Genomic DNA, 16,707 nt, shown 5'->3' with positions numbered 1-16,707 from the left:
AGGTAAGCTCATCCATTTTTCGTAGTCTTTTCTTGTTTTTAGAAAATGCTTTAGTTTCGACGTAGACCTGCCGATATACATAGGGAATATATCCAAATAACTAGATTTAAAGTATTAGGTGAAGCGAAAGGGAAGGAGTCCGTCATGTCTAAGTCCAAAAAGCCGTTAGCCTTGATTGTGTTAACTTGTTTATTCATAGCGACAATTCTTTTTCTCGTCAACGAATACAACAACGAAAGAATAGAAAATGCAGAAGCTATTTATAAGGAAACCGGAGAATTACTGGACGATGTTGCATCAGAAGCAAATCGTTTTGGTAACAAGCGCGTTGGAGAGCTTGAACTGATTGCGAAATACATAAGTGTCATATCAGATAACAAAGAGCAATTGCAATTATTTTTGAAAGAACAAAATAATAAGATGCCATTTTTAGCAGGGTTAGGTTTTATCTCACCGGACGGTAAAATAATGGCGGCGGATGGTTCCGTTTTTGAAGTTAAAGAGCGAAAGGCGTTCGAACGTGCCATGTCGGGCCACATTACGACGAGTGACTTATTTCTTTTTGAACAAGATCCAAATAAGAAAGTTTCCGCTATTTCAGTACCAGTTATTAAAAATGGTGAAGTGATCGGAGTTCTTTCTGGAGTTGTTAACTTATCGGATGTCATTCATCGTCTCATTAACAACACTTCGTTGCTTGGAACCGTGTACTTATTGAAAAACGAACAGGTTGTATATACATCAAAAGATGCGATTACACATGACGATGCAATCCATGAAGGTAAGCAGATTTTGGATAAAATTTCGAATTCCGTATCAGGCGTCATCGTAGAAGACGAGAAAACTGCCCATTATCTTTTTTATAAGGAAGCTTGGAATGATTGGATCACTGCTGTAGATTCTGCAGGGCACCCAAAAACTGAGAAAGTATTAGCGAAACGTTGGCACTATACGTTCATTGGCGTTTTAATATTCTTTTCCTTACTTGGCAGCTATATGTATATCTATCAATCTGAAAAACAACAGCGTCAGCAATCTTATCGAGATGTCTTAACTGGTCTCGGCAATTTGATAAAGCTTGAAGATGACTGTGGTTATTTACGAGAGGTAAAACAGAAGCCTTATACACTGATTCTCTTTAACATCAAGGAATTTAAGAACATTAACAATTGGGCTGGATACGAAAATGGGGACGAAATCTTACGAACTGTCGGTAAGAGGTTGTCGGATGCAGTGGACTTGAAGTATTCAACATACCGTATTAGTGGTGGGGAATTTGCGTTGTTGCTTCCTGGTGAGCGCACACAAGCTGAAGCAGAACAACTAACAGAAGACTTCTGTGCGTTGCTTGAACGTCCAATGTATGTAGTATCGCATGACACGATTCGTTTGGATGTCTATGCAGGGATTCGTAATGTGAGCACAGATGACAACGGGAAACCGTTGCAGTTCATTCACGATGTCGTGTTTGCTTGTCAGGAAGCGAGGTCTCTAACAGAAGTTCCGTACGCCTTTTTCACGAAGAAGTTAGCGCTCCTTGATAGTGAACGCAAACTCTTTGTCAAAGCGCTCTCGGATGCGTTGAATCAGCAAGAATTCAGATTGGTCTATCAACCAATTTATAGCTTTCAGGAGGAAAAAATCGTAAGTTTTGAAACATTACTGCGCTGGGATTCTAAAGAATTCGGCATGGTGAGCCCGATAGAGTTCATCCCTCATTTGGAGGAATCGGGCATGATTTTGGAGGTTGGAGATTGGATCATCCAACGAGCTGCTATTCAAGTAGGTGCATGGCGGGCAAATGGATATCCTGACTTGTACGTCACTGTCAATGTCTCTGTTAAGCAATTGCTGGACGACTCTTTTATATCAAGAGTACGTGATATTTTGTTGGAAACCAATGCTGCTGCAGATAGTTTAGTTTTTGAAATTACAGAATCCGTAGTAGTTGTGGATAGCGAAAAAGCACTTCAAACGGTAACGAAATTGAATGAACTTGGAATTAGTACGGCGTTAGATGATTTTGGGACGGGGTATTCTTCCTTGGCCATCTTAAGTCTATTACCATTCCAATATTTAAAAGTCGATCGGTCTTTCCTGGATGATTTGGAAACCCATGAATCACAAGCCGCATCTGTATTAAGAGGAATCGTTTCGATTGCATCGGGTCTCGGACAAGTGACCATTATGGAAGGTGTAGAAACAAAAGAACAATTAGATTTGTTACGGGCTATTGGGGCAGATCGTATCCAAGGGTATTACTTCAGTCGTCCAGTACCACCTGACGAAGCGTTTCGATTATTAACATAAGTAAAAACACTCCGCGGAATGCGGAGTGTTTTAAAATGGCCAGCCGAACAAATAGCCGAGTGTGATGCATATAATGCCTGAAAGAGTAGTTCCTAAAGATGAGAAAATCATATAGCGTTTAACCGCCATTCCGCTCATCCCTGAAAAGCAGCAGACAAAATGGCGCATCCCGGGAATGAAGAATCCGAGCGTCACAGTCCAGGAACCATAACGGCTAAACCACCGTTCTACACGAAGGACCCTCTTTTCAGATAAACCAACCCATTTTCCAAAACGTTCGACAATCGGACGGCCTACTTTTTTACCGATTGCATACGTTACAAGCGTACCGATAAAGACACCGAAAATGGCGATAATCATGGCGCTTGTGAAATTTAGCAGCCCTGAAGAAGACAAATATCCCGTAAAGACGATAACAAATTCATCTGGCATAGGAAGACCGAATATACCGAGGGCAAGAAATAGAAATACAGCGAAATACCCGTAGTGGGTAACAAACTCCTGAAAAACACTCACTAGAATCCCTCTTTTGTCAGTTCTTTGATGATGGTGTGTTTGGGTGCCATGTGCCGATTGTTTCTCCAACTAGAATTGCACCAGGTTCTGATACAGACGGTGTGAAAGGAGTATCTCCTGCAACGAATAACAAAATTGTCGAACCAAATGAGAAGTATCCAAAGTCTTCTCCTTTATGTGCTTCTTTTGAAGAAGAGTACAGTTGTACGGAGTTTACATTGAGTGCCCCTACTTTGACAAGTGCTACTTTATCAAACTCTGTGGAGAGTTCAGTAATGAGACGATAGTTTGTTTCAAAAGGTTTGTCTCCATAAGTTAGTCCCATGTTATTTACAGGATATGAAATAGTTCCGAGAGCGTAACGGCTATTTACGTGCCCATCTGCCGGGTAGTGAAAGTGATGATAATCAGCGGGTGACAAGTAGAAAACATAATACCAACCGTTTTTATATACAGAAGCCCTCTTCTCATCCATGAATATTTGATTTATACTATACGTATGACCTTTAATTGTAAACCGATGTCCGTCTTCTACGGGACCAAATGCGCTTAGCTGTCCGTCAGAAGGGGAGATCAGTGTATCCTTTGAAGAATCGAAGGGTCGCGCTCCCGGTTTAAGAGTACGAGTGAAATAGTCTTGGATGCTCGTGTAATGCTCTCGTGGGTACGCCATACTGGATTCATCGATTTTGTAAGCGTTCGAGTATGTATGAATGAGCGGTTTGCTAAGTCGTGATGAAGCCAAATGCTGAAGTAAGCGAGATGCCAATGGATTTCCTGTCAATTCGACCAATGATTTAAGTAATTTCTTTTTCAATAGAATCACCATCTTTAACTAGTATATAATACAGGGAGGTTTGTTATGTTTTCATTTAGATACATTGATTATACTAAAGTAAAGGCACAATTGGCGAATGCCATCACTTTAGTCAACTTAAGCTTTGGTGTTATTGCTATTATACTCATTTCAAGAGATTTGTCCCACATGAGTTTGGTATTCATATTCCTGGCAGCGTTATTCGATCGGTTTGACGGGATGACAGCTCGTCATTTCCATACTGAATCAGCGTTTGGGAAAGAATTAGATTCCCTGAGTGACATTATTTCGTTCGGGATTGCACCAGCGGTCTTGATTTATCACACGGCATTATCTGAAATGCTATGGGTAGGAATTGCAGCGACAATCATCTATATCGCTTGTGGTGCAGTTCGCTTAGCACGTTATAATGTGGAAGAATTTGATGGTGTTTTCCGTGGTGTTCCGATTACTGCGGCAGGTGTTGTGTTAACAGCGTTATACTTTGCAATTCCTTATGTAGCTGCACCGTACCTAGTCATTGCAATGCTCATTCTTTCTTGGGCAATGGTTAGCAATTTCAAAATTTCAAAAGTATAAGTGATCGCCTCTTTTGCCAGACTACCTTCCAAGGAGTTTAGCGAAGAGGTTTTTTTATTGAAGACACAAACTGTTACTGTTATAATTTTCTTCGTTAAATTGGAGACGTACCCAAGAGGCTGAAGGGGGCTGACTCGAAATCAGCTAGGGCGTGCAAGCGCCGCAGGGGTTCAAATCCTCTCGCCTCCGTAACTTATAGTGAAAGCCGTTTTCGTACTCGTGCGAAGCGGTTTTTTTGTTTGAGTGTATTTCTATGATTCAGTGTTGGTCCGTTCCATTCTCCTAACGAATCTGCTATTCTAAGAGTAGATACTTTTCTATAAGGGATGCATGAACGCGCAAGACTTATTTTTGAAATAAAGGATACGATCAGCGCTTTCTTTAATGTAGGATTCCCTCAATATAAATGCAACTGGCACGTCATTCGTTCGATGAATGACGTGTTTCCAATGAAGGGAGGACAAACAATGATGCAACAAGCACTGGATGTGCTCGCTGAAAAATTCGGCTATACATCGTTCCGCACAGGACAGGAGCAAGTCATTCAACATGTTATGGATGGACAAGATGCCTTATGCGTCATGCCGACGGGTGGCGGTAAATCATTATGTTATCAAGTACCTGCGATGTTGCTGGACGGAACAGTCCTCGTCATTTCCCCACTCATTTCTTTAATGAAAGATCAGGTCGATTCTCTTTGGCAACTTGGAATTCCTGCTGCTTACATAAATAGCACACTTTCGTCTGAAGAGTATTTCGGAATTCTTGAAAATGCGATTGCGGGACACTACCGACTTCTTTATATTGCACCAGAGCGCTTGGAGTCCGAGTCATTCTTGAGAGAATTGAGTCGGATGCGTGTACCAATGATAGCAATTGACGAAGCGCACTGTATTTCACAATGGGGGCACGATTTCAGACCAAGCTACCGCAATATTAGTCGCGTTTTGAATTGTTTCGATGAAAAGCCAGTGTTGCTTGCACTTACAGCAACCGCAACTCCTAATGTCCGTGAAGATATACGGATGCAACTCGGGATTCCACAAGAGCAAACAGTTATGACAGGATTCGAGCGTTCCAACCTCGTATTCACGGTTGTAAAAGGTCAAAATCGTGAGCAATTCATCAAAGAAGTTGCGAGTAAAAACAAAGGAGAGGCAGGTATTGTTTATGCCGCCACTCGTAAGGCGGTAGAAAGCATTTACGATCTCCTGAGCCGTGCTGGTTTTGAAGTGTCGAAATATCATGGAGGCATGTCCGATACGGAGCGTCATCTTGAACAAGAGCGTTTCTTGAATGACGAAACAACTGTCATGGTAGCAACAAATGCATTTGGTATGGGGATCGACAAATCGAATATCCGATACGTCATCCACTATCAGATGCCGAAAAACATGGAAAGCTATTATCAAGAAGCGGGTCGTGCAGGACGAGACGGATTGGATAGTGAATGTATTCTGCTTTTCGCTTCACAAGATATTCAGACGCAACGTTTCCTTATTGACCAATCACCCGATCCATCACGTACGCCAGCCGAACTTGAAAAGTTGCAAGGGATGATCGATTATTGTCATACGGAAAATTGTTTGCAGCAATACATCGTCACATATTTTGGTGAAAAAGATGCACCTAAATGTGGGCGATGTGCAAATTGTACCGATACCCGTGTACAGATGGACGTTACACTCGAAGCACAAAAAGTGTTGTCTTGCGTTATACGGATGGGACAACGGTTCGGTAAGACGATGATCGCTCAAGTATTAACAGGCTCAAGGAATAAGAAACTATTAGATTTTAAATTCAATGAGTTAACAACTTATGGTATTTTAAAAGAGAAGAATGCAAAAGAAGTATCCGATTTCATCGAGTTCCTCATTTCAGCCAACTGTTTGCAAGTTGAAAATGGTCAGTTCCCGACGATTCGGGTTGCGGAACGTGGCAAAGAAGTGTTACTCGGCAATGATAAGATTATGCGTAAAGGTTCGTTCGTTTCGAAAGCTGTGACTGAAAACGATCCATTGTTCGAACAGCTTCGACAATTGAGACGAACACTTGCGCAAGAAGCAGGCGTTCCGCCATTCGTCGTCTTCTCGGACAAAACGTTAAAAGATATGGCTATGAAAAAACCTGCAACGAGTGCTGAGTTTTTGGATGTTGCGGGTGTCGGACAAACGAAGCTTGAAATCTATGGAAAAGCCTTCATCGATGAGATTAAATCGTTTCAGCTCCAGGAGATATGATAGTGGGTTTACACAAATAGGCAAAACAAAAACATACTAGTGGCTAGTATGTTTTTTGTTTTGTATCCGGTTATTCTTCGTGGCTTACTTGCCATTCGACCCCAAACTGATCTTTCACTTTCCCATAGTATTTACTGAAAAATGTCTCCTGTAACTCCAAGGACACGTGACCACCTTGCTTGAGCTTTTCGAAGGCCACAGCGAGTTCATCGGTATCATCACTGACGAATGCCAGGCTGATGTTATTACCGGCAACGACGGGAGAGCCAGGGAATGTGTCAGAGAACATGATCACATCATTTTTTATTGTAAGACGTGTATGCATGATGAAATCTTTTGCCTCTTCAGGCAAAGGGTATTCAGGATTCTGTGGAGACTCACCAAATGTCATAAACTGAGGATTCTCCGTATTGAATGCATCCGCATAGAATTCCACAGCTTGGCGACAATTTCCGTTAAATGTTACATATACATTAATCCCGATAGGAACCACTCCATTCCGCCATCTTTAAGATAAATCTGTTTCTTATCATATCATGTCCACGAATTGAGCGGTAATGCAAAGCCTATTTACGCATCTCGAAATGCAGGTTTTTTACGTTTGGAGGATGAATCCCATTTAGCGAGCCGATGCTGTCCGTTGTTTGACCAAGCCGTAAGTGGTATACACTGCAACAAGGAGCAATAGTATACCAGTAAACGTGAAGGCTCCTTGGAAATTCAAATTCAATGCGCCAATTGTATAGGACCCAACGACGACACCCATAGAGAAGAACGCATAGAAATAGCCATAGGCTTTACCACGATGAGCTGCTTCAGAAGAATCGATGAGCAAAGTGTTGATGGAAGGAAATAGAAAGGCAAATCCGACTCCATATAACGCCATTGTTCCATAAAGATTTAGCAACTCATGCGCTTGACCCAGCAATAACATGCTAATTCCCATCAGAGAAATACCAAAGGCGAGCGTAATCATCGGTTTTACTCTGTCAAAGATGCGATTGATAGGCAAGAGGAACACGAGAATCGCGACAACTCCGAATGTACTGAGTAACATCCCAGTCGTTTTCGTATCGAATCCAAGTGCTTCGACTTTCAATGGAAGAATTAGAGCGAGAACTCCTTGAGAGAACATTAGGAAGAAGGCACCGGCGAACGCGCGTTGAATGCCAGGGTGGCGGAACATATTTCCCACATGTTTCTCGGATGATTTTCCTTGTTCCTTCTTCACACGTTTGACTGAACGAAGAACTACAAATGCTAGCAATGCAAGAATAGCCATAATAACTCCATTGACCAGCATAATCATTGGTGTTCCTTTTGATGGATTTCCGATGATAGAAGCGACAATTCCGCTATATGCAGGACCAGCAATGGCAGCCATACCGACAAACGCCCCGGAGATAGCAACACTTTTTCCGCGTTTTTCAGGTTGAGCACGATTTGCAAGGAATGTAAATGCAGCAGGGATAATTAACCCATTCGTGAATCCATGAACAAATCGAACACCGACCAATAACCAAGGAGCATCGACGGTTGAATATAACGTTAAGGAAATCGCATTCGTGAAGAGGCCAACGAGTAATATGACAAAAGGACCTTTTCGATCCGTCACAAAACCTGAAATGACATTACCGAATACGTTTGCCAATGAGTAAGTTCCGACAACTAATCCTGCTATAAAAGTAGAGGCACCTAGAGAGAGTGCAAATGGGCTCATAATAGGTAGCTGTGAAAATAAATCAAAAAATGAAAAGAAAACGATTAAATAAACAAAGAATCGCATACATACGCCTCGTTTCTAGAATTCATAAACCATGTACATTTTATCATGACAGCGTGTTAAATCAATGGACAATGAAGTAACGGGTCCGCAAAATGCGAAATGTGTGACGAAATTGTAGAAAGGCGAATGTTAAGAAAAAATGGCAATCTCACTAGAAAAACTGTAAAATAACGAATAGTCAAACGAAATGGGGGAATGGGTCATGGAATCGAAAATTAGAATTGGAATCGCTGGTTACGGGAATCTTGGTAAAGGGGTCGAATATGCGATTGCACAGCAGCCAGACATGGAGTTGGTTGGAATTTTTACTCGCAGAGACCCTGGTACGGTTCAACCAGTCGGTGCTAGTGTACCTGTTCATCATTTGAATACAGTTGAAGCACATGTTAACGATGTAGACGTCATGATCCTTTGTGGCGGTTCTCGAGCTGATTTACCAGAACAAGGTCCGATGCTCGCAAAGCTGTTTTCGACAGTCGATAGTTTTGATACACATGCTAAAATTCCTGAATACTTCGAGGCACTCGATGAATCAGCAAAACCCGCTAGCAAAACAGCGATTTTGTCTGTAGGTTGGGATCCCGGCCTGTTTTCATTGAATCGTCTATATGGAGAGACTGTGCTTGCTGACGGTGTGACATATACATTCTGGGGCAAAGGGCTAAGCCAAGGTCACTCAGATGCTGTACGTCGGATCGAAGGCGTCAAGAACGCAGTCCAGTATACAATTCCATCCGAACGAGCGATCGCTCAAGTCCGGGCAGGTGAACAGCCTGAACTGTCGACCCGACAAAAGCATACCCGTGAATGTTATGTCGTTTTGGATGAAGGCGCTGATTCATCAACTGTTAAAGAGACCATTGTTACAATGCCTGATTACTTCGCGGACTACGACACAACGGTGTCTTTCATCAGTGAAGTTGAAATGGCTGAAAACCATAGCACGATGCCTCATGGTGGATTCGTTATCCGAAGTGGAAAGACTGGGGAAGGCACGAACCAAGTTATGGAGTATTCCTTAACTTTGGATAGCAATCCAGAGTTCACTTCGAGCGTGTTAACTGCTTACGCGCGTGCTGCCTATAAATTAGACAAATCAGGACAACATGGTGCGAAAACAGTGTTCGATATTCCGCCAGGTCTACTGTCAGTAAAAACGGCTGCTGAACTTAGAAAAGAATTATTGTAAGAATGCTTAGGATACTTTGAAAATATCCGAACTTGTATTATACTAGTAACATATTTACTTAGGGGGTCGAAAGATTTGGTTAAAATGGATGACACGCTACACATGCTTAAAGAACTTACAGATGCAAAGGGAACGGGTGGTAACGAACGTGAACCACGCGACGTTATGAAACGTTATCTCGAGCCATTTGCAGATGAGATTGACCAGGACGGCCTCGGTTCACTCATCGCAAAGCATACAGGAGCTGCAGACGGCCCTAAGGTCATGGTTGCGGGTCATCTTGATGAAGTCGGTTTCATGATTTCACGAATTGACGATAAAGGCTTCTTAAGCTTCCAAACGATAGGTGGTTGGTGGTCACAAGTAATGCTCGCTCAGCGTGTAACGATTGTAACGCGTAAGGGAGATTCTATTACTGGAATCATCGGTTCAAAACCGCCACATATTCTACCTGCTGAAGCACGTAAAAAGCCTGTAGATATTAAAGATATGTTTATTGATATCGGGGCGTCTTCACGCGAAGAGGCAATGGAGTGGGGCGTTTTACCTGGAGACATGGTCGTTCCGTACTTCGAATTCACAGTGATGAACAACGAAAAATATTTGCTTGCAAAAGCATGGGATAACCGTATCGGTTGTGCAATTGCAATCGACGTTATGAAAGAACTTAAAAAACAAGGTCACCCGAATACGTTGTATAGCGTAGGAGCTGTCCAAGAAGAAGTTGGTCTTCGTGGCGCAGGTACTGCAGCAAACAAAATCAAGCCGGATATCGGTATTGCAGTGGATGTAGGTATTGCTGGAGACACTCCGGGAGTTACTGCTAAAGAAGCAGCAGCGAAAATGGGAGACGGGCCACAAATCATTCTCTATGACGCGTCAATGATCGCACATAAAGGATTACGTAACTTTGTTGTCGATACAGCTGAAGAAAACGGAATTCCGTATCAGTTCGACTCCATGTCAGGTGGCGGAACGGATGCTGGTTCGATTCACTTGAGTGGCAATGGTGTACCTTCGATTGCCATCACAGTTGCAACTCGCTATATTCATAGCCATGCAGCTATGCTCCATCGCGACGACTACGAGAACGCTGTAAAACTGATTGTAGAAGTTATTAAAAAGCTTGACCAAGAAGCAGTCGATAAGATTATTTCTGAATAAAACAGCTTGAGGCAGACCATTCAAACGGTCTGCTTTTTTTAAATTGATTAAAGTATAAAAATACATTTGACTTTATAATTATTCATAACTATACTGTGAATAACCAATTTTATTCATGGAGGATGATTATATGACAAGTGCATTCGAATTGAAATTTATGGAGAAGCAATTAAAAGGAAAAGATTTTTTAGCCATCGAGGATTTTTCGTCAGAAGAAATCGAATATTTGTTAGACCATGCGACGAAAATGAAAAAAGATTTCTTAGCTGGTGGTGTATCGAAACCGTTGGAAGGGAAAACGCTTGGAATGATTTTCGAAAAGAATTCAACGCGCACCCGAATTTCGTTCGATGTGGGCATGTACCAATTAGGTGGGCATGCGTTGATGATGAATCCGACAGAGCTTCAAATCGGTCGTGGCGAGTCGATTGCAGATACAGCAAAGGTTTTCTCTGAATTTCTGGATGGCGTCATGATCCGTGCGAACTCCCATGAGATGGTGCAAGAGTTTGCGGACAACGCATCGATCCCTGTCATTAACGGATTGACTGATAAATTCCATCCATGCCAAGCGCTTGCAGATCTTCTGACAATCCAGGAAGTGAAAGGGAAGCTAGCAGGATTGAAACTCGTCTATATCGGTGACGGTAACAATGTCGCGCATTCGTTGCTAATGGCGGCTGCGAAAATGGGCATTCATACAGCAATCGCTACCCCTGTCGGATATGAGATAGACACTGAGATTGCACAATCCATTGAAAAAGTAGCGAAGCAGTCAGGGGTGACGATGATGCAGTTGACGGATCCGGTAGCTGCTGCAACAAATGCTGACATCCTCTACACCGATGTTTGGGTTAGTATGGGGGACGACGAACAAGCAGAACAACGACTCTCTGACTTCGATGGATTTGAAATCAACGATGAACTCGCTGCTTATGCAAAAACCGATTACACGTTCATGCACTGTCTACCCGCACATCGTGGGCAAGAAGTTTCGGCATCGGTTATTGATGGGTCACAATCCGTCGTATTCCAACAAGCTGGAAACCGTATGCACGCACAGAAAGCTTTGCTGGCCGCCTTACTGTAAGGTAATGTGAAAAGGGATCGCAGTCCACTTGTACAGTGGGTTGCGATCCCTTTTCAATATGGTTCATTGAGCAGCAAATGCGTGCTCCAGTTCCCCTGTAATCTTCATCTTTTCCTGATCATCAGCGCGTTGCCATAACTTCTCAAAGAACACGCCTAAGCCAGGAAGCAGATGTTCTTCACCACGCTCAATCGCGTCATCGACAACTCCACGAATGTCTTGCGCTTTGTTATCTGTCATATTTGCTGTGATTGCATCCCTGATTTGAAAATTCATTCATCTGACCTCCTTTCTGCGTACTTGAGTTTAGTATCGCCAAGAAGGCTTCTGTTTGATACACTAAAAAGAAAAAAAGGAAGTCATCCTACACTATGAAACGTATTGAATCTACGCAAAATGCACTTGTGAAACATTGGAAAAAACTTGTTACAACGAAAAAAGAGCGGGAACGGTCTGAAGAATTCATCATCGAAGGTCATCACTTAGTTGAAGAAGCGTTGAAGATCGAAGGTTCTGTATTGCATATCATGTTCCGTGAAGATGTCGAAGTTCCGTTTGAATTAGAAGAGTCTTCCATTCAAATTATCGAAATGACGAAAGCGGTAGCTGCTGAAATTTCAGAGACAGAACATCCGCAAGGGATTTTCGCTCATTGCAGACAGTCGATTCCTTCAGAAGAGTCCTATTCACAGTGGAAACGTCTGTTATTCATCGACGCAGTTCAAGATCCAGGCAACATCGGTACGATGATTCGTACTGCAGATGCAGCTGGAATGGACGCTGTAATACTTGGCAAAGGATGTGCGGATCCGTTCAACCCGAAGACTGTACGTTCCGGGCAAGGCTCCCATTTCCATATTCCTATCGTAAAAGGGGACTTGAACGAATGGATTGAACGTGCGAAACAAGGCGGTCTCCAAGTGATTGGAACCGGTTTACAACAAGCGAAAGACCACTTTACAGTGGATGCCATGCCAGCCTTTGCGCTTCTTGTCGGCAACGAAGGAGCAGGTGTTTCGGATGAATACCTTGAGCAAGCGGATACGATTGTGAAGATTCCGTTGTACGGTGAAGCAGAGTCGTTGAATGTTGCTGTTGCTGCGGGCGTTCTATTGTACACTTACGCACGTCGCTAAGTCGTTCAACTATTGAAGTATGAAGCGGATTCCGCTATACTGATGAGGTAAATAGCATTAACAGATTACAGAAGTGTTGACCGGGAAGAGGAAACAGAACAATTGACGCTAGGGAATCCATACCTTGACTGGAAGTATGGATGGTCGAAACTGTTACCGTTCACCCCGCGAGCTGCCATCAGGACCAGCATATTGCTGTAAAGATGAGCCGGCTACGGACCGTTATTCCGAAGTTGAGAGATCATGTGCACGACTGGCGTGATAATCAGGGTGGTACCGCGAATTCGTCCTCGTCCCTTTTTTAGGGGACGAGTTTTTATTTTGTTAAGCTTTCAACAAAGCTATTTTGAAAGGAGAATGACAATGGAGCAGCAGCTGGAACAGTTGAAACAAGAAGCACTGCAAAAGATTGAAGCCGCAGCGTCAGTGAAAGAACTGAACGACGTGCGTGTAGCTTATCTAGGGAAGAAGGGACCGATTACGGATCTCTTAAAAGGAATGGGGAAACTTCCGGCAGACGAACGTCCTAAAATGGGCGCACTTGTGAATGTCGTGCGTGAAACCGTTACTACCTCTTTAGAAGAAAAAATGGAATTGCTCGAGCAGCAAGCTGTTAATGAAAAACTTGAAATAGAAACGATTGATATCTCTCTACCTGGTAGACCCGTTAAACTTGGCAATCATCACCCGCTAACACGTGTCGTTGAAGAGATTGAAGACTTCTTCATCAGTATGGGATATGAAGTTGCGGAAGGTCCTGAAGTTGAACAAGATTACTACAACTTCGAAGCGTTGAACCTACCGAAAGGTCATCCAGCCCGAGATATGCAGGATTCGTTCTACATTACGGAAGACGTCTTACTACGTACTCACACGTCTCCAGTTCAAGCACGTACAATGGCTGCTAAAAAAGGTGAGCCAATTAAAATTATCTGTCCAGGTAAAGTGTATCGCCGCGATAGCGACGACGCGACACACTCTCATCAGTTCACGCAAATCGAAGGTCTCGTTGTTGGCGAAGACATCCGAATGAGTGACCTGAAAGGGACACTCGCTCTATTTGCGAAAAAGATGTTCGGTGAAGAGCGCGAAATTCGTCTTCGTCCAAGCTTCTTCCCATTCACAGAGCCTTCAGTAGAGATGGATATCTCATGCTTCAAGTGTGGTGGATCGGGTTGTAACGTCTGTAAGAAAACAGGTTGGATTGAAATTTTGGGTGCCGGTATGGTACATCCAAACGTCCTCGAAATGGCTGGATATGATCCTGCTGTATTCACTGGTTTTGCGTTCGGTATGGGACCAGAGCGAATTGCAATGCTGAAGTATGGCGTCGAAGACATTCGCCATTTCTTCACGAACGATATGCGTTTCTTATCACAATTTAACCGCACAGAAGTGTAAGGAGGAGAGCCCATGTACGTATCAACGAAATGGCTAGAAAATTATGTGGATACAAAAGGCATCGCACCTGCAGATCTTGCTGAAAAGATTACACGTGCGGGTATTGAAGTCGATACGATTATCGATCGTTCCGAAGGATTGACGAACATCGTTGTCGGACACGTAGAATCGTGTGAAAAGCATCCGGAAGCTGACAAATTGAACATTTGCCAAGTGAACGTCGGCGAAGAAACGGTTCAAATTATTTGTGGAGCTCCGAACGTAGCTGCAGGACAAAACATTATTGCTGCGCTTCCTGGTGCGAAATTGCCAGGCGGCATGAAGATTAAAAAAGCGAAACTTCGCGGAGAAGTTTCTAACGGTATGATATGTTCACTTCAAGAGCTTGGCGTTGAAGGAAAGACTGTCGCAAAAGCGTATGCAGAAGGTATTTATGTCCTTCCAGCTGATGCTATACCAGGCACTGACGCGCTTTCAGTTCTTGGTTTAGATGACGTCATTCTGGAATTCGATTTAACTCCAAACCGTTCCGACGCACTTAGCATGCTAGGTGTTGCGTATGAGGTCGGTGCGATTTTATCCGAAGAAGTTAAACTTCCAAAGATCGAATACACAGCTTCTAGTGAAAAAGCGGAAGACGTGTTGACGCTGAAAGTAGAAGCGGTACAAGACAATCCGATGTATGTTGCGAAAGTAGTTAAAAACTTAAAAGTTGCAGAGTCACCATTGTGGCTTCAAAACTACTTGATGGCTGCAGGCGTTAGACCACATAACAACGTTGTCGACATTACGAATTTTGTTTTGCTGGAATACGGCCAACCATTACACGCATTCGACTACGATCGTCTAGCAACGAAAGAAATCGTTGTACGTCACGCTGTTGAGGGCGAAAAGATGACAACACTCGATGACGTCGAGCGGACGTTACATGCTGATCAGCTTGTAATTACAAACGGTAAAGAGCCTGTAGCACTTGCGGGAGTTATGGGTGGAGCGAATTCCGAAGTTCACGACGGCACAACGACGGTTGTCATCGAATCGGCTTATTTTGCACCTGCTTCCGTTCGCAAAACGTCTAAAGACGTTGGATTGCGCAGTGATGCAAGTACACGTTTTGAAAAAGGGGTAGACCCGAATCGAGTTGCTGAAGCAGCAGAGCGTGCAGCACATCTGATGGCAGAACTTGCTGGCGGGGAAGTGTTGGCTGGATCTGTCCAGTTCGATGAGTTGAATAAAGAATCAGTTCGCATTTTGTTGTCACCGGATTACGTGAACCAGCGTCTCGGTATGAAGATTCCGATGGACGAAATGGTTACGATTTTAAAACGCTTAAAAATCTCTGTAGAAGCGGTAAACGGTCAGCTAATCGTCGATGCACCTACACGCAGACAAGATCTACGTATCAAAGAGGATTTAATCGAAGAAATCGCTCGTCTTTTTGGTTACGATGAAATTCCGATGACATTGCCAATAGGCGAAAGTGTTCCGGGTGGATTGACTAGTTCTCAAGAAAAACGACGCCTCGTTCGTCGTTACATGGAGAGTGCCGGTCTTTACCAGGCAATCACGTATTCGTTGACGTCACGCGCTGAATCTCAAAGCTTTGCACTAGAGACCGCTCCAGTCACAGAACTTCTTATGCCAATGAGTGAAGACCGCAGCATATTACGTCAAAGCTTGCTTCCACATTTGTTGGATGCAACGACGTACAACGTCGCGCGTCGCATTGACACAGTTTCGTTATATGAGACGGGATCGGTGTTCCTTGGAACACAAGAAGATGGTCTTCCGAAAGAAGTCGGACACGTTGCAGCAGTGATTACAGGCAAATGGGTTGATCATGCATGGCAACAAGAAACAAAGAAAGTCGATTTCTTCGTAATGAAGGGAATCATCGAAGGATTGATGGAGACGCTTGGTCTTACGGATCAAGTAACGTATGTAAAAGCAACTCACGACGGCTTGCATCCGGGACGAACAGCTGATATCTTGCTAAACGGCGTAACGGTCGGTGTAGTCGGTCAATTGCATCCTACAGAACAGAAAAAACGTGATTTGAAAGAGACATATGTAACGGAAATGAACTTAGCGCTATTGCTCGCTGAATCTGCAGAAGCACTTGTGTATGAGCAAGTTCCACGCTATCCGTCTATGTCACGTGATATTGCATTGGTCGTTTCAAAAGACGAAGCAGCAGGCAGCTTGATGGAAATCATTCAAGATGCGGGCGGCAAGTTGTTGAAAGACGTAGCGGTATTCGACTTGTACGAAGGCGACAAAGTCGAAGAAGGCACGAAGTCGATCGCGTTCTCATTAACGTATTTCGATGCAGAGCGTACATTGACAGACGAGGAAGTTGTTACGCGTCACGACAAAGTACTCGCTGCACTAAAAGAAAAATCAGGCGCTGTGTTACGCGTCTGATGTTAGATGAAAAACAGAGGGAGAACTGGCAGATGCCGGTCCTCCCTCTGTTTTT

At 43.5% G+C, this 16,707-nt stretch carries 14 protein-coding genes and 1 tRNA gene; 10 read left to right on the top strand and 5 right to left on the bottom strand.

The genetic code is table 11. From position 1 onward, the window contains the following. Window positions 1-144: 144 nt before the first annotated feature. The gene (locus tag ACRPI0_RS08920; RefSeq protein ID WP_432352154.1) at window positions 145-2,310 is read left to right on the top strand and encodes a bifunctional diguanylate cyclase/phosphodiesterase; all 2,166 of its coding nucleotides are present in this window, start codon (window positions 145-147) and stop codon (window positions 2,308-2,310) included. A gap of 30 nt (window positions 2,311-2,340) precedes the next feature. Here ACRPI0_RS08920 and ACRPI0_RS08915 read toward each other — a convergent pair whose 3' ends face one another. After that, the gene (locus ACRPI0_RS08915; RefSeq protein ID WP_432352152.1) at window positions 2,341-2,826 is read right to left on the bottom strand and encodes a DedA family protein; all 486 of its coding nucleotides are present in this window, start codon (window positions 2,824-2,826) and stop codon (window positions 2,341-2,343) included. A 16-nt stretch (window positions 2,827-2,842) separates the two neighbouring features. Then, the gene (asd, locus tag ACRPI0_RS08910; protein WP_432352150.1) at window positions 2,843-3,643 is read right to left on the bottom strand and encodes an archaetidylserine decarboxylase; all 801 of its coding nucleotides are present in this window, start codon (window positions 3,641-3,643) and stop codon (window positions 2,843-2,845) included. A 45-nt stretch (window positions 3,644-3,688) separates the two neighbouring features. Here asd and pssA point away from each other — a divergent pair, with 45 nt between their 5' ends. The 3 genes from pssA to recQ all read left to right on the top strand — a co-directional run bounded on the left by pssA (window position 3,689) and on the right by recQ (window position 6,462). Next, on the top strand, window positions 3,689-4,222 hold the full coding sequence (pssA, locus tag ACRPI0_RS08905; RefSeq protein WP_432352148.1) for a CDP-diacylglycerol--serine O-phosphatidyltransferase: 534 nt from the start codon (window positions 3,689-3,691) through the stop codon (window positions 4,220-4,222). A 101-nt stretch (window positions 4,223-4,323) separates the two neighbouring features. Next, window positions 4,324-4,411: transfer RNA gene (locus tag ACRPI0_RS08900), tRNA-Ser, on the top strand. A gap of 278 nt (window positions 4,412-4,689) precedes the next feature. After that, window positions 4,690-6,462 carry a DNA helicase RecQ gene (gene recQ, locus ACRPI0_RS08895; RefSeq protein ID WP_432352146.1) on the top strand — a complete coding sequence of 591 codons (1,773 nt, stop codon included), beginning with the start codon at window positions 4,690-4,692 and terminating at the stop codon, window positions 6,460-6,462. A gap of 70 nt (window positions 6,463-6,532) precedes the next feature. On the opposite strand, the gene ACRPI0_RS08890 is transcribed toward recQ, so the two are convergent. Together ACRPI0_RS08890 and ACRPI0_RS08885 are read right to left on the bottom strand one after the other, a co-directional pair. Then, complete coding sequence (locus tag ACRPI0_RS08890; protein WP_432355914.1) at window positions 6,533-6,946, bottom strand: VOC family protein; 414 nt, start codon at window positions 6,944-6,946, stop codon at window positions 6,533-6,535. Window positions 6,947-7,081: 135 nt separating this feature from the next. Beyond that, complete coding sequence (locus ACRPI0_RS08885; RefSeq protein ID WP_432352144.1) at window positions 7,082-8,248, bottom strand: MFS transporter; 1,167 nt, start codon at window positions 8,246-8,248, stop codon at window positions 7,082-7,084. Between the two features lie 202 nt (window positions 8,249-8,450). Between ACRPI0_RS08885 and ACRPI0_RS08880 the strand changes: the two genes are divergently transcribed. The 3 genes from ACRPI0_RS08880 (at window position 8,451) to argF (ending at window position 11,691) form a co-directional block, all read left to right on the top strand. Further along, window positions 8,451-9,437, top strand: coding sequence for a diaminopimelate dehydrogenase (locus ACRPI0_RS08880; protein WP_432352143.1), 987 nt, complete (start codon window positions 8,451-8,453; stop codon window positions 9,435-9,437). Window positions 9,438-9,512: 75 nt separating this feature from the next. Then, window positions 9,513-10,601: a M42 family metallopeptidase gene (locus ACRPI0_RS08875; RefSeq protein WP_432352141.1), complete on the top strand. Its 1,089-nt coding sequence runs from the start codon at window positions 9,513-9,515 to the stop codon at window positions 10,599-10,601. Window positions 10,602-10,731: 130 nt separating this feature from the next. Further along, window positions 10,732-11,691, top strand: coding sequence for an ornithine carbamoyltransferase (gene argF / locus ACRPI0_RS08870; protein WP_432352139.1), 960 nt, complete (start codon window positions 10,732-10,734; stop codon window positions 11,689-11,691). A gap of 63 nt (window positions 11,692-11,754) precedes the next feature. Here the strand turns inward: argF and sspI are convergent, their stop codons facing one another. Continuing rightward, window positions 11,755-11,967: a small acid-soluble spore protein SspI gene (gene sspI, locus ACRPI0_RS08865; protein WP_432352137.1), complete on the bottom strand. Its 213-nt coding sequence runs from the start codon at window positions 11,965-11,967 to the stop codon at window positions 11,755-11,757. A 95-nt stretch (window positions 11,968-12,062) separates the two neighbouring features. On the opposite strand from sspI, the gene ACRPI0_RS08860 reads away from it, so the two are divergent. The 3 genes from ACRPI0_RS08860 (at window position 12,063) to pheT (ending at window position 16,652) form a co-directional block, all read left to right on the top strand. Next, complete coding sequence (locus tag ACRPI0_RS08860; RefSeq protein ID WP_432352136.1) at window positions 12,063-12,827, top strand: TrmH family RNA methyltransferase; 765 nt, start codon at window positions 12,063-12,065, stop codon at window positions 12,825-12,827. Between the two features lie 363 nt (window positions 12,828-13,190). Further along, window positions 13,191-14,228 carry a phenylalanine--tRNA ligase subunit alpha gene (pheS, locus tag ACRPI0_RS08855; protein ID WP_432352134.1) on the top strand — a complete coding sequence of 346 codons (1,038 nt, stop codon included), beginning with the start codon at window positions 13,191-13,193 and terminating at the stop codon, window positions 14,226-14,228. Between the two features lie 12 nt (window positions 14,229-14,240). Further along, window positions 14,241-16,652: a phenylalanine--tRNA ligase subunit beta gene (gene pheT, locus ACRPI0_RS08850; protein ID WP_432352132.1), complete on the top strand. Its 2,412-nt coding sequence runs from the start codon at window positions 14,241-14,243 to the stop codon at window positions 16,650-16,652. Window positions 16,653-16,707: the final 55 nt, after the last annotated feature.

Origin of the sequence: Sporosarcina sp. A2 (genome assembly GCF_050858885.1) — a bacterium.
Taxonomy (GTDB): Bacteria; Bacillota; Bacilli; order Bacillales_A; family Planococcaceae; genus Sporosarcina.
The sequence above is the reverse complement of the archived record's forward strand: the minus strand, read 5'-3'. Positions and strand labels throughout refer to the sequence as shown.